The organism is Bradyrhizobium sp. HKCCYLS3013 (genome assembly GCF_051167615.1).
In the GTDB taxonomy this organism is placed as follows: Bacteria; Pseudomonadota; Alphaproteobacteria; order Rhizobiales; family Xanthobacteraceae; genus Bradyrhizobium.
Window position 1 is genome coordinate 29,843 of sequence record NZ_JBNPTK010000018.1, and the last position, 12,554, is coordinate 42,396.

General features: G+C 65.6%; 10 protein-coding genes. 6 read left to right on the forward strand and 4 right to left on the reverse strand.

Translation table 11 applies throughout. From position 1 onward, the window contains the following. Positions 1-141: 141 nt before the first annotated feature. The 3 genes from acnA to ACQR1F_RS26535 all read left to right on the forward strand — a co-directional run bounded on the left by acnA (position 142) and on the right by ACQR1F_RS26535 (position 4,617). A complete protein-coding gene (gene acnA, locus ACQR1F_RS26525; RefSeq protein WP_316238529.1) occupies positions 142-2,862 on the forward strand; it encodes an aconitate hydratase AcnA in 2,721 nt (906 codons plus the stop codon). A gap of 188 nt (positions 2,863-3,050) precedes the next feature. After that, on the forward strand, positions 3,051-3,833 hold the full coding sequence (locus ACQR1F_RS26530) for a DUF1223 domain-containing protein (protein ID WP_434884165.1): 783 nt from the start codon (positions 3,051-3,053) through the stop codon (positions 3,831-3,833). 418 nt (positions 3,834-4,251) lie between these two features. Beyond that, positions 4,252-4,617, forward strand: coding sequence for a DUF2794 domain-containing protein (locus tag ACQR1F_RS26535; RefSeq protein WP_315800711.1), 366 nt, complete (start codon positions 4,252-4,254; stop codon positions 4,615-4,617). Between the two features lie 43 nt (positions 4,618-4,660). On the opposite strand, the gene ACQR1F_RS26540 is transcribed toward ACQR1F_RS26535, so the two are convergent. From ACQR1F_RS26540 to ACQR1F_RS26555, 4 genes are all read right to left on the reverse strand, one after another. Next, positions 4,661-5,188 (reverse strand): GNAT family N-acetyltransferase, encoded by a 528-nt coding sequence (locus tag ACQR1F_RS26540; RefSeq protein WP_315800710.1) that lies wholly within the window; start codon positions 5,186-5,188, stop codon positions 4,661-4,663. A 155-nt stretch (positions 5,189-5,343) separates the two neighbouring features. Next, positions 5,344-6,135 (reverse strand): Bax inhibitor-1/YccA family protein, encoded by a 792-nt coding sequence (locus ACQR1F_RS26545; RefSeq protein WP_315800709.1) that lies wholly within the window; start codon positions 6,133-6,135, stop codon positions 5,344-5,346. A 276-nt stretch (positions 6,136-6,411) separates the two neighbouring features. After that, a complete protein-coding gene (locus tag ACQR1F_RS26550; RefSeq protein WP_434914149.1) occupies positions 6,412-8,982 on the reverse strand; it encodes an ABC transporter permease in 2,571 nt (856 codons plus the stop codon). After that, the gene (locus tag ACQR1F_RS26555) at positions 8,979-9,716 is read right to left on the reverse strand and encodes an ABC transporter ATP-binding protein (RefSeq protein ID WP_315800707.1); all 738 of its coding nucleotides are present in this window, start codon (positions 9,714-9,716) and stop codon (positions 8,979-8,981) included. Before ACQR1F_RS26555 ends, ACQR1F_RS26550 begins: the two co-directional genes overlap by 4 nt. Before the next feature lie 55 nt (positions 9,717-9,771). Here ACQR1F_RS26555 and ACQR1F_RS26560 point away from each other — a divergent pair, with 55 nt between their 5' ends. From ACQR1F_RS26560 to zapE, 3 genes are all read left to right on the forward strand, one after another. After that, positions 9,772-10,404: an arylesterase gene (locus tag ACQR1F_RS26560; RefSeq protein ID WP_315800706.1), complete on the forward strand. Its 633-nt coding sequence runs from the start codon at positions 9,772-9,774 to the stop codon at positions 10,402-10,404. A 205-nt stretch (positions 10,405-10,609) separates the two neighbouring features. Then, entirely contained in the window at positions 10,610-11,149 is a 540-nt protein-coding gene (gene thpR / locus ACQR1F_RS26565) for an RNA 2',3'-cyclic phosphodiesterase (RefSeq protein WP_315800705.1), read from the forward strand. 191 nt (positions 11,150-11,340) lie between these two features. Then, the gene (zapE, locus tag ACQR1F_RS26570) at positions 11,341-12,522 is read left to right on the forward strand and encodes a cell division protein ZapE (protein WP_316215518.1); all 1,182 of its coding nucleotides are present in this window, start codon (positions 11,341-11,343) and stop codon (positions 12,520-12,522) included. Positions 12,523-12,554 lie beyond the last annotated feature (32 nt).

Sequence of the window (12,554 nt, forward strand, 5' to 3'; positions counted from 1 at the left end):
CTGTGGCGGCGCAGTTAGAAAGCTTCTATAAGCCCGACCTTGATGCAGCACACAATCGTCCGCTGCAAGCCATCCGGCGCCTCGCGCTGACGGTTCTTAAATACCCCCTCCGGGTATGCAGATCAATTGGGATTTCCACGCATGACCTCGCTCGACAGCTTCAAGTGTCGCAAGACCCTCAAGGTCGGAACGAAGAGCTACATCTATTACAGCTTGCCCACAGCCGAGAAGAACGGTCTCAAGGACATCTCGAAGCTGCCGTACTCGATGAAGGTGCTGCTCGAGAATCTGCTGCGCAACGAGGATGGCCGTACCGTCACCAAGGACGACATCGTCGCGGTGTCGAAATGGCTGCGCAAGAAGTCGCTGGAGCACGAGATCGCTTTCCGCCCGGCACGCGTGCTGATGCAGGATTTCACCGGCGTCCCGGCTGTCGTCGACCTCGCGGCGATGCGCAACGCGATGCAGGCGCTCGGCGGCGATGCCGAGAAGATCAACCCGCTGGTGCCGGTCGATCTCGTCATCGATCACTCGGTGATCGTGAACTACTTCGGTGACAACAAGGCGTTCGGCAAGAACGTCGCCGAGGAGTACAAGCAGAACCAGGAGCGCTACGAATTCCTGAAGTGGGGCCAAAAGGCGTTCTCGAACTTCTCCGTCGTGCCGCCCGGCACCGGCATCTGCCACCAGGTCAATCTCGAGTATCTGGCGCAGACGGTCTGGACCAAGAAGGAGAAGATGACGATCGGCCGCACCAAGGGCACCTTCGAGGTCGCCTATCCGGATTCGCTGGTCGGCACCGATTCGCACACCACCATGGTCAACGGTCTGGCCGTGCTCGGCTGGGGCGTCGGCGGCATCGAGGCCGAGGCCTGCATGCTCGGTCAGCCGCTGTCGATGCTGCTGCCCGACGTCGTCGGCTTCAAGCTGACCGGCGCGCTGAAGGAAGGCGTCACCGCGACCGACCTCGTGCTGACCGTCACCCAGATGCTGCGTAAGCTCGGCGTGGTCGGCAAGTTCGTCGAGTTCTTCGGCCCCGGCCTCGACCATCTCTCGGTCGCCGACAAGTCGACCATCGCCAACATGGCTCCAGAATACGGCGCGACCTGCGGCTTCTTCCCGGTCGACACCGCGACGATCGATTATCTCAAGACCTCCGGCCGCAAGGCGCCGCGCGTCGCGCTGGTCGAGGCCTATGCCAAGGCGCAGGGCCTGTTCCGCACCGCCAAGTCGGCCGACCCGGTGTTCACACAGACGCTGACCCTCGATCTCGCCGACGTCGTGCCGTCGATGGCCGGTCCGAAGCGTCCCGAGGGCCGCATCGCGCTCCCCGCAGTCGCCGAAGGCTTCGCGACCGCGCTGGCCGGCGAGTACAAGAAGCCCGATGCGGCCGAGCAGCGCTTCCCGGTCGAGGGCAAAGACTTCGATATCGGCCATGGCGACGTCGTCATCGCCGCCATCACCTCCTGCACCAACACCTCGAACCCGAGCGTGCTGATCGGCGCCGGCCTCTTGGCCCGCAACGCCGCCGCCAAGGGCCTCAAGGCCAAGCCGTGGGTGAAGACCTCGCTCGCCCCGGGCAGTCAGGTGGTTGCTGAATACCTCGCGAACTCCGGCCTGCAGAAGGATCTCGACAAGGTCGGCTTCAATCTGGTCGGCTTCGGCTGCACCACCTGCATCGGCAATTCCGGCCCGCTGCCGGAGGAGATCTCGAAGTCGATCAACGACAATGGCGTCGTCGCGGCGGCCGTGCTGTCGGGCAACCGCAACTTCGAAGGCCGCGTCTCGCCGGACGTGCAGGCCAACTACCTGGCCTCGCCGCCGCTGGTCGTCGCCTATGCGCTGGCCGGCACCGTGACCAAGGACCTTGCGGTCGAGCCGATCGGCATCGGCAAGGACAAGAAGCCGGTCTACCTGAAGGACATCTGGCCGACGACCAAGGAGGTCAACGACTTCGTCAAGAAGTTCGTCAAGGCGTCGATCTTCAAGAAGCGCTACGCCGACGTGTTCAAGGGCGACACCAACTGGCGCAAGATCAAGACCGTCGAGAGCGAAACCTATCGCTGGAACATGTCGTCGACCTACGTGCAGAACCCGCCGTATTTCGAAGGCATGAAGAAGGAGCCGGAGCCGATCAAGGACATCGTCGAGGCCCGCGTGCTGGCGCTGTTCGGCGACAAGATCACGACCGATCACATCTCGCCGGCCGGTTCGATCAAGCTGACCTCGCCCGCCGGCAAGTTCCTCAGCGAGCACCAGGTTCGCCCGGCCGACTTCAACCAGTACGGCACCCGCCGCGGCAATCACGAGATCATGATGCGCGGCACCTTCGCCAACATCCGCATCAAGAACTTCATGCTCAAGGGCGCCGACGGCAACATCCCAGAGGGCGGTCTGACCAAGCACTGGCCCGACGGCGAGCAGATGTCGATCTACGACGCCGCGATGAAGTATCAGGAAGAGGGTGTGCCGCTGGTGGTGTTCGCCGGCGCCGAATACGGCAACGGCTCATCGCGCGACTGGGCCGCCAAAGGTACCCGGCTGCTCGGCGTCCGCGCCGTGATCTGCCAGAGCTTCGAGCGCATCCATCGCTCCAACCTGGTCGGTATGGGCGTGCTGCCGCTCACCTTCCAGGAAGGCACGTCCTGGTCCTCGCTCGGCCTCAAGGGCGACGAGAAGGTTACCATCAAGGGCCTGCAGGGCGACCTGAAGCCGCGCCAAACCCTGACCGCCGAGATCGTCTCGGCCGACGGTGCGGCGCGGCAGGTGCCGCTGCTCTGCCGGATCGATACGCTCGACGAGCTCGACTACTACCGCAACGGCGGCATCCTGCACTACGTGCTGCGCAAGCTCGCCGCTTAACCAAAGCGCGATGCGACAGTTTGGCTCACTCTGAAGTGAGTAGCGGGTGATGAAGGAGGCGGCCTATGACAAAGGCCGCCTCCTTTGCATTTTCGGTTTGTTAACTACGAGGACGGCATCGCGGATGCAGTGATGCGCAGGGCGCAGCGGACGGTGGTCCAGACGGGACAGTGGCGATGAGTGGACAGATGTCGTGGTGGTCGCGCGCAGCGCTGAGTGTCTGTGCGGTCATCGCTTTCGTCCGGCCCGCCGCGTCCGATCCCCGTGCGGTGATCGAACTCTTCACCTCTCAAGGCTGTTCGTCCTGCCCGCCGGCTGACAAGATCCTCGGCGAGCTCGCCAGAGATCCTTCGGTCATCGCGTTGTCGCTGCCGATCGACTACTGGGACTATCTCGGCTGGAAGGACACGCTGGCCGACTCCCGCTTCACGGCCCGGCAGCGGGCCTATTCTCGTGCGCGCGGGGACCGCGAGGTCTATACGCCGCAGGCGGTGATCAACGGCTCTGTGCATGTGATCGGCAGCGACCGTGAGGCCATCGAAGGCGCGATCGAGGAAACCGTCCAGGGCGGCGCGGTGATGTCGGTGCCGGTGAGGCTGTCGGTCGACGGCCAGGAGCTCGCCGTCTCGGTCGCCGCGGCCAGCGAGCATGCGCCGCGCCGGCACGGCGAGGTCTGGGTCTGCTCGATCTCGCGGGTGGTCCCGATCTCGGTCGGGCGCGGCGAGAACAGCGGCCGCGACCTGACCTATTACAACGTCGTTCGCGGTCTCCAGAAGCTGGGTGACTGGACCGGGTCGCCGGTCAGCTGGAGCGTGCCGCTGGAGAAGATCGCCCGCGAGGGCGTCGATGGCACCGTCGTCTATGTGCAGGACGGCAGTCGCGACCGCCCTGGGCCGATGCTCGGCGCCGCCTTTTCCGAGTTGCCGTTGGGCGGACGGGCTTCAGCAACGGCGCGTGGTCCCGAGCGCTGATCTTCCGTCGTCCCGATCTTCGTTTTCGCTGACCTGCGTGAGGCGCGTCACGTCCGTGCGACGGCGCGCCGCGACATCTTCCGGCAGCTCACGCCAGAAAAGCAAAAGGACCAACTTGCGTTGGCCCTTTGCCTTACTTGTGAATAGACCCGATCCTGACGACCCCGGGGGGCTGGGGGCTGAGGAATCCGGAACCGAAAGGACCGGGCCAACGCACACGAATCTTATGCCGAAGGTCGGGGGCGGTCGGTGGGCGGAAAGACGGCGCGATTATGATTCCGCTAACGATCCCGTGACGCTTGCGTGTTCGCGGAACTGATGACCTTGCAGGCTCGGTCGAACTTCAACAACGAAAACGGCCCCTTGCGGCTTCTGCCGGATGGCGCGATCATGTCACACAGATGACAGGAGGACGCCAATGAACCTCACGCCGGAGGACGCCGACCCCAGCGAGAACCGCGCGGCGGCGCGCAGTGCGGCCGCAGCGCCGAACCGGGTGACGTTCGACCGCCTGGAGCTGAACCGCATCCTGAACCTCTACGGTCGCATGGTCGCCGACGGTGAGTGGCGCGACTATTCGATCGACTTCCTGCGTGACCGGGCCGTCTTCTCCGTGTTTCGCCGGGCGTCCGAGGTGCCGATCTACCGCATCGAGAAGGATCCGCGTCTCGCACGCAAGCAGGGCATGTACAGCGTGATCTCGGCCACCGGGCTGATCCTGCGCCGCGGCCACGAGCTTGAGCGCGTGTTGCTGGCGATCGCGCCGAAGCCGGCGCTGGTCTGATCCGACCCGCCGGGTGATCACGACATTTCGACCGGCGTCGCTTTTACGCCGGGACGTCGCTGCTCCCGGCCCCGAGCGGGCGCTGCATCATCACAGTATCGAGCCAGCGGCCGAATTTCAGGCCGACGCTCGGGTGGGTGCCGATCATCTGGAAGCCGCAGGCGGTATGCAGCCCGACCGAGCCGGCATTGGCGGAGTCGCCGATGACGGCGATCATCTGGCGAAAGCCTCCCTCCTCACAGGCGTCGATCAGCTGCCGCATCAGTCGCATCCCGATGCCGCGACGCTGGCTGGCGGGAGCGAGATAGACCGAGTTCTCCACCGTGAAGCGATAGGCAGGGCGGGGCCGGTAGGGCCCGGCATAGGCATAGCCTACCACCTCTCCGTCCAGCAGGGCGGCGAAATAGGGGAAGCCGCCGTCGCGGAGCGCCCGGAAGCGGCGCGTCATCTCCGCCAGATCCGGAGGGTCGAGCTCGAAGGTGGCCGTGCCCTCGCGGACGGCCTGGCCGTAGATGGCGGTGATGGCGGGGAGGTCGGCCTCCTGGGTGGGCCGGATTTCAATGTTCGACATGGGGTGCAAGCATACCCACGCGGACGCGGCGATCAATCCGGCCTCGCGGCATGGCTGTCGCTGCCGCTTTGCGCCGGTCGCAATCGGGTTTGTGCAAACGAAAAGCCCCGGCGGTGAGGCCGGGGCTTCGAAGGTCGCTCGTTCGAGCGGTTGGATCAGTCGCGCTGTCCGAGCAGCTGCAGCAGCAGCGTGAACAGGTTGATGAAGTTCAGGTACAGCGACAGCGCGCCGGTGATCGCTGCGCGCTCGGCGATGTCGCCGCCCGCGGAGGCGTAGCCGTAGATGTACTCGTTCTTCAGGCGCTGCGTATCCCAGGCGGTCAGGCCGGCGAACACGAACACGCCGATCACCGAGACGATGAACTGCAGCATCGAGCTCGCCAGGAACAGGTTCACCAGGCTCGCCAGCACGATGCCGATCAGGCCCATGAACAGGAACGAGCCCATGCCCGTCATGTCACGCTTGGTCGTGTAGCCGTACAGGCTGAGCGCGCCGAACGTCGCCGCGGTGATGAAGAACACCCGCACGATCGAGGTGTGGGTGTACACCAGAAAGATCGACGACAGCGAGATGCCCATCAAGGCCGAAAACACCCAGAACAGGAGTTGAGCGGTCGACGGCGCGAGGCGGTTGATGCCGGCCGAGATCGCGAACACCATGACCAGAGGGGCCAGGATGAACAGCCACTTCAGCGGGCTCACGAACATCGCGTAGCCGAACTGCGTCAGATAGGCGTTGCCGAACTTGAACACGCCGGCCGCCGGATCGCCGGTCACCGACGCCATGTAGACGCCGAGCGCCGCGAGGCCGGTGATGGCCAGGCCGATGCTCATGTAATTGTAGATGCGCAGCATGTAGGCGCGCAGACCGGCGTCGACGGTCGCGGCATCGGCGCGCCCGGCCACCCGGCCAAAGGGTGAAGCATAGTTGCGGTTGAGGTCCGACATGGTCGAATTCCCGTTGGTTGCCCGGCAGCCCGATCCTGGCAGGACCTTCAGCCGGTTCTCGAAAAACCCTATCTCATACCCGCTGCCATCGATATTAAATTTGCGTCATCGGCAAATTCGCCATCTTTGGCAGGTCTCTGAGCCCATTCCCTAGATGGGAAACTAGCATATCCGCCGCAAGCTTCCACGCGCGGCTGAATGTCGCTCCGAACGCGTCCCAGCCGTATAAATCGCGTTAACCGTGCGGCATGAGCGCGCAAGCGCTCGATCAAGCCGCTAGAGATTCCGAAGAACCGTCGCCGGCTTCTGGTTCAGCGCGAGCAGGGTGCCGGCCAGTCCGAGGCCGACGGTCACGATCAGCGCCGCCAAGACGACCAGCGCGGCGCTGCCCGCCTGCCAGGCGAAGCTCAAGGTCATCAGCCGGGTCACGATCAGCCAAGCGGAGACCGAGCCGGCGATGACGCCGAACGCGGCGGTGGCAAACCCGATCATCAGATATTCGAGCGCGTAGGCGCCGAGCAGCCGCAGCCGCGTCGCGCCCAGGGTCTTCAGGATGACCGCGTCGTAGACCCGGTGACGGTGGCCGGCGGCCAGCGCGCCGCCGAGCACCAGGATGGCCGAGATCAAGGTCACCGCGCTGGCGCCGCGGATGGCAAGCGCGAGGTTGGAGACCACCGAGCCCACGGTCTCCATCACCTCTCGGACCCGCACGCTGGTCACCATCGGGAAGGCGTCGGCCACCTTGCGGATGACACGGGCATCCTCGGCGGCATCGGAGCGCGCTTCGGTCAGGGTCGCGACATGGGTGTGCGGCGCGCCCTTGAAGGCATTCGGGGAGAACACCAGCACGAAGTTGATGCCGAGCCCCTGCCAGTCGATGGTGCGCATGTTGCCGATCCGCGCCGTGATATCGCGTCCGAGCACGTTGACGATGATGTCGTCACCGAGCTTGAGGCCGAGGCCGTCGGCGATGCGCTTCTCGATCGAGACCAGCGGCGGTCCGCTGTAGGTCTCGCTCCACCACTCGCCGTCGACCACCTTCGAGCCCTTGGGAATCTCGGCGGTATAGGTCAGGCCGCGATCGCTCTGCAGCACCCATTCGGTGTCCGTCGTCGCCTTGAGGTCCTCGGCGCGGACGCCGCGGGCGGAGACGATGCGCCCGCGCAGCATCGGCACGTCTTCGACAGCGGATTGAGGGGCGAGGTCCTTGAGGAAGCCGCGGAAGCGGTCGGCCTCGCCGGAGGGGACGTCGATGAAGAAAAACGACGGCGCCTGCTCCGGCAGTTGCGCCAGAAATTGCCGCCGCAGATTGCCGTCGATCTGGGTGATCGTGACCAGCACCGCGAGACCCAGTCCGAGCGACAGCACCACGGACGGTGTCAGCGCGCCCGGGCGGTAGATGTTGCTGACCGCCAGCCGCAGCATCGGGAAGCGACTGCGCGGCAGGGCGCGCGCAATTGCCATCACCGCGGCGGCAATGCCGCGCAACAGCACGAACACCAGCGCGGCGGCGACGACGAACACCGCGGCGATGCGCTTGTCGTAGGACAGGCCGATCACGACCGCGATCAGCAGCGCGACGGTGCCCGCGATCAGCACCAGATAGCTCCAGCGCGGCCGGTGCCATTCGGCGATGACCGCCTCGCGGAACAACGCCGCCACCGGCACGTCGCGCACGCGCCCGAGCGGCCACAGACCGAACGCCAGTGCGGTGAGCAGGCCATAGACGAAGGACAGCGCCAGCTCGTCGGAATGAATAGCCGGGATCACGGGCAGCGGCAGGATGTTGCCGAACAGCCCGACGATGGCGAAGGGCAGGGCCGCGCCGGCGCAGAGGCCGATGATCGAACCGATCGTGGCGAGCACCATCACCTGCACGAGGTAGATGCCGAACACGTCGCGGCTGGTGGCGCCGAGGGCCTTGAACGCCGCGATCACCTCGGTGCGGCGGTCGACATGGCTCTTGACCGCGTTGGCGACGCCGACGCCGCCGACCAGCAGCGCGGCGAGACCGACCAGGGTGAGGAACTGGGTGAAGCGGCCGATCGTCCGCTCGAGCTGCGGCGAGGCATTGCTGCGGCTGCGGATCTCCCACCCGGCCGACGGCAAGGTCAGGCGGGTGTCGGCGATGAAGGACGCTGCGGCGTGGTCGTCCTTGGCATTGTCGGGCAGCCGGACCCGGTAGGTCCAGCGCACCAGGCTGCCCGGCTGCAGCAGCGACGTGGCGCGCAGGCCGGCCTCGCTGATCAGGAAACGCGGCCCAAGGCCGATGCCGCCGGACAATTTATCTGGCTCGGCCTGGAGCGCGCTGCGGATCTGGAAGCGGACGGTGTCGATGCTGACGGTGTCGCCGACCTTGAGGTCGAGCCGCGCCAGCAGTGCCGGATCGGCCGCCGCGCCGAACACGCCGTCGCGTTCGGCGAGAATGTCCGGTAGCGGCAGGTCGGGCTGCAGCTCGGCCTTGCCCAGCAGCGGATAGGCGCCGTCGACCGCCTTGAGCTCGACCAAGGCCAGCTTGGCGTCACCGGCGCGCACCATCGCCCGCAAGGTTGCCGCCAGCGAGACCTGGCCGCGCGTCCGCAGGAAGGCGATCTCCTCGGGCTTGGCCTCGCGCTGAAACAGCGAGAAAGCGACGTCGCCGCCGAGCAAGGTCCGCCCCTCGCGGACCAGCCCGTCATTGAGGCTGGCCGCCACCGACCCGACACCGGCGATGGCGAGCACGCCGAGCGCGATGCAGGCGATGAAGACGTAGAAGCCGCGCAAGCCGCCGCGCAGCTCGCGCAGCGCGTAGCGCACCGGCAACGCGGCCATGCGGCCGCCCGCGATCGGTTCGGACACCGTGCTCATGCGTCGGCTTGCTCGTGTGCGTCGCTCTCGGCTTCGATCCGTCCCGAGCGCAGCCGCACCACCCGGTCGCACCGATGCGCGAGGCCGCTGTCATGGGTCACCAGCACCAGCGTCATGCCGCGCTCGGCATGCTTGGTGAACAGCAGGTCGACGATCTGCTGGCCGGTGGTCTCGTCGAGATTGCCGGTCGGCTCGTCGGCCACGAGAATTGCGGGGTCGGGAGCGAGAGCGCGGGCCAATGCCACGCGCTGCTGCTCGCCGCCGGAGAGCTGCGTCGGATAGTGATGCAGCCGGTGGCCGAGCCCGACCTGCTCGAGTTCGCGGGCGGCACGCTCCGCGGCGCCGGCATGGCCGGCCAGCTCGAGCGGCACTGCCACATTCTCCAGCGCGGTCATGGTCGGGATCAGGTGGAAGGACTGGAAAACGATGCCGACCTGGCGACCCCGGAACCGGGCCAGGGCGTCCTCGTCCAGGGCATTGAAAGCGGTGCCGCCGACCACCACCTCACCACTGTCAGGACGTTCCAACCCCGCCATCACCATCAGCAGCGTGGACTTCCCCGATCCCGAGGGGCCGATCAGGCCGATCGTCTCGCCCTGTCCCACCCGCAGGCTGATGTCCTTGAGGATATGAACACGTGCCGCTCCGGTGCCGAGCGAGAGGTTGACGTTGGAGATGGTAATGGTGTCCGGCGCAAGGCCGGCCAAACGCGAGGTTTCGATGAGACTGTCCATGGCTCGGTCATATGGCAACTCCGCAAGCCGGGTCGAGAGGCGCGGACATATCTTCGTGCACATACTCGTGTTGATGCTCGCCTTGATGACAGTCGGGCCCGCGTTTGCGGGCGCTGACGACGTCAAGCCGATCAAGCTGGTCGTGCTCGGCGATTCCTTGAGCGCGGGTCTTGGCCTGTCCGCCTCGGATGCGTTTCCAGCCAAGCTGCAGAAGGCGTTGCAGGCCCAGGGCCTGCCGATCGACCTCACCAATGCCGGCGTATCCGGGGACACTTCGTCCGGCGGCCGCGACCGGCTCGACTGGTCGGTGCCTGACGGGACCGAGGCCGTCATCGTCGAGCTCGGCGCCAACGATGCGCTGCGCGGCATCGATCCCGCGGTGACGCGCAAGGCCTTGACCGAGATCGTGACCCGGCTGAAGGCACGGGGCATCGCCGTCATGCTGTGCGGCATGCTGGCGCCGCCGAACTACGGCAGCGACTATGCCGCGAAATTCAACGCGATCTATCCCGATCTGGCCAAGGAATTCGGCGTCCCGCTGTATCCGTTCTTTCTCGACGGTGTCGCCGCCGACCCCAAGCTGAACCAGGCCGACGGCATCCACCCCACCGCAGCCGGCGTCGACATCATCGTGTCCCGGATGTTGCCTACGGCGGAAGCATTCCTGCGTCCACTTCGTGGGCAATGACGGAACGAAGCGCCGCGTCGATCATTTGCGATAACCTTAAGGGCCGGGTTTTCCGCAGCTTTTACCGGCGTTAACCCGCCTTCCGTCGCGGAGTCATATAAGTTCGGTAGGAATGATGCATTGGCGATTCGTCGTCGATCATTTCTCGAAGGCATGATCTCGTCAATTTTCGAGATCAGCCTCCAGCATCGGGAGTCCTGAAACGATGCCGCGTCTGTTTACTGGACTGGAAATCCCGGCCGAGGTTGGCCACACGCTTTCCGGTTTGCGGGGTGGCCTCCCCGGCGCCCGCTGGATCGATCCCGAAAATTACCATGTGACGTTGCGCTTCATCGGTGACATCGACGGCGCCTCCGCCAACGAGATCGCCTCGATGCTGTGGCGGGTGAACCGCAAGCCGTTCGAAGTGACGGTGCAGGGTCTCTCCAGCTTCGGCGGCCGCAAGCCGCGCGCCGTCGTTGCCAACGTCGCGCCGAGCCGCCCCCTGATCGAGCTGCAGGCCGAGCTCGAGCGGCTCATGCAGCGGATCGGGCTCGATCCGGAAGGTCGCAAATTCGTGCCCCACGTCACGCTGGCGCGGCTGCACGATGCGTCGAGCCAGGACGTCGCCGACTATCTCTCCGTCCGCGGCTATTTCCCGAGCCGCGTGTTCACGGCCGAGCGCTTCGTGCTGTTCTCGTCGCGCGCCTCGACCGGCGGTGGCCCCTACGTGGTCGAGGACGCCTACGACCTTTCCCCGGGGTGAGGTCTGGAGCGCGGTCGTTCAAGCCAGCCGCTCGCTGAGGCCAGGAGCGAAGACTAACGTCGTTAGCCCCGGACTAACGGTCACGGCGGCGTTTGCGTGCCATATACCACGACCTCACGGCTCCGACGCATGGCGGCTTCCACCATTTGCGGATTGCATTTTCCGTAAGTCTCGTGACCTAGAGTGGGCTCATGCTGTCCACTCCGTCAGACGCGTTCCGCGCGCAATATCAGTCTTTGGTCGATACCGGTGCGATCGAGGCCGACCTCGCCCAGGCCGAGGTCGCCGACGCCCTGGCGGCGCTGGAGCGCCGCCTCTCGACCTACAAGCCGACGCGCAAGCAAGGCTTGTTCGGCCGCCTTTTTGCCGACAAGAGCGAGCCGCCGAACGGCCTCTATGTCCACGGCGAGGTCGGGCGCGGCAAGACCATGCTGATGGACCTGTTCTTCCAGAACTGTCCCGTCGAGCACAAGCGCCGCGCGCATTTTCACGAATTCATGGCCGAGGTGCACGAGCGCATCTACGGCTACCGCCAGAACATCGCGCGCGGCGAGCTTGCCGATGCCGACGTGATCGGGCTCACGGCACAGGCGATCTTCGATCAGGCCTGGCTGCTCTGCTTCGACGAATTCCATGTCACCGACATCGCCGACGCGATGATCCTCGGGCGTCTGTTCGCCAGGCTGTTCGAGCTCGGCACCGTGGTGGTGGCGACCTCGAACGTCGCGCCCGAAGACCTCTACAAAGGCGGCCTCAACCGCGCGCTGTTCCTGCCCTTCATCAAGCAGATCGCCGACCATATGGACGTGATGCGGCTGGATGCGCGCACCGATTTCCGGCTGGAGAAGCTGGCCGGCGTGAAGATGTGGCTGGTGCCGGCCGATGTCGACGCGCGAGCGGCGCTCGACAAGGCCTGGGCGCGGCTCACGGGGCATGCCAAGTGCAAGCCGCGCGACATGACGATCAAGGGGCGTATCCTGCATGTCCCGTGCTCCGCCAACGGCGTCGCCCGCTTCGGTTTTACCGATCTCTGCGAGAAGCCGCTGGCAGCCTCGGACTATCTGCGGCTCGCGCACGACTATCATACGATCCTGATCGATCACGTTCCGGTCATGGATCTGGCCGAGCGCAATGCCGCCAAGCGGTTCATCACCCTGATCGATACGCTCTACGACAACGCCGTGAAGCTGATCGCGTCCGCCGAAGCCGACCCGATTTCGCTCTACGTCGCGACCGAGGGCATCGAGGCCATGGAGTTCAAGCGGACCACCTCGCGCCTGATCGAGATGGGCTCGGACTCCTACCTGGCCCTGCCGCACGGGCGGAAGGACTCGGCGGCATCCGGGACTTCCACGGGGTTGGTCGAAACCTGACAAATACCGGAGTTTTGGCGAGCGCCTGCCGC

Excerpts from the sequence above, each read along its gene's own strand:
- ACQR1F_RS26535 (WP_315800711.1), top strand. The coding sequence starts at position 4,252 with ATGAACCTCACGCCGGAGGACGCCGACCCCAGCGAGAACCGCGCGGCG.
- ACQR1F_RS26530 (WP_434884165.1), top strand. The coding sequence starts at position 3,051 with ATGTCGTGGTGGTCGCGCGCAGCGCTGAGTGTCTGTGCGGTCATCGCT.
- ACQR1F_RS26545 (WP_315800709.1), bottom strand. The coding sequence starts at position 6,135 with ATGTCGGACCTCAACCGCAACTATGCTTCACCCTTTGGCCGGGTGGCC.
- ACQR1F_RS26555 (WP_315800707.1), bottom strand. The coding sequence starts at position 9,716 with ATGGACAGTCTCATCGAAACCTCGCGTTTGGCCGGCCTTGCGCCGGAC.
- ACQR1F_RS26540 (WP_315800710.1), bottom strand. The coding sequence starts at position 5,188 with ATGTCGAACATTGAAATCCGGCCCACCCAGGAGGCCGACCTCCCCGCC.
- acnA (WP_316238529.1), top strand. The coding sequence starts at position 142 with ATGACCTCGCTCGACAGCTTCAAGTGTCGCAAGACCCTCAAGGTCGGA.
- zapE (WP_316215518.1), top strand. The coding sequence starts at position 11,341 with ATGCTGTCCACTCCGTCAGACGCGTTCCGCGCGCAATATCAGTCTTTG.
- ACQR1F_RS26550 (WP_434914149.1), bottom strand. The coding sequence starts at position 8,982 with ATGAGCACGGTGTCCGAACCGATCGCGGGCGGCCGCATGGCCGCGTTG.
- thpR (WP_315800705.1), top strand. The coding sequence starts at position 10,610 with ATGCCGCGTCTGTTTACTGGACTGGAAATCCCGGCCGAGGTTGGCCAC.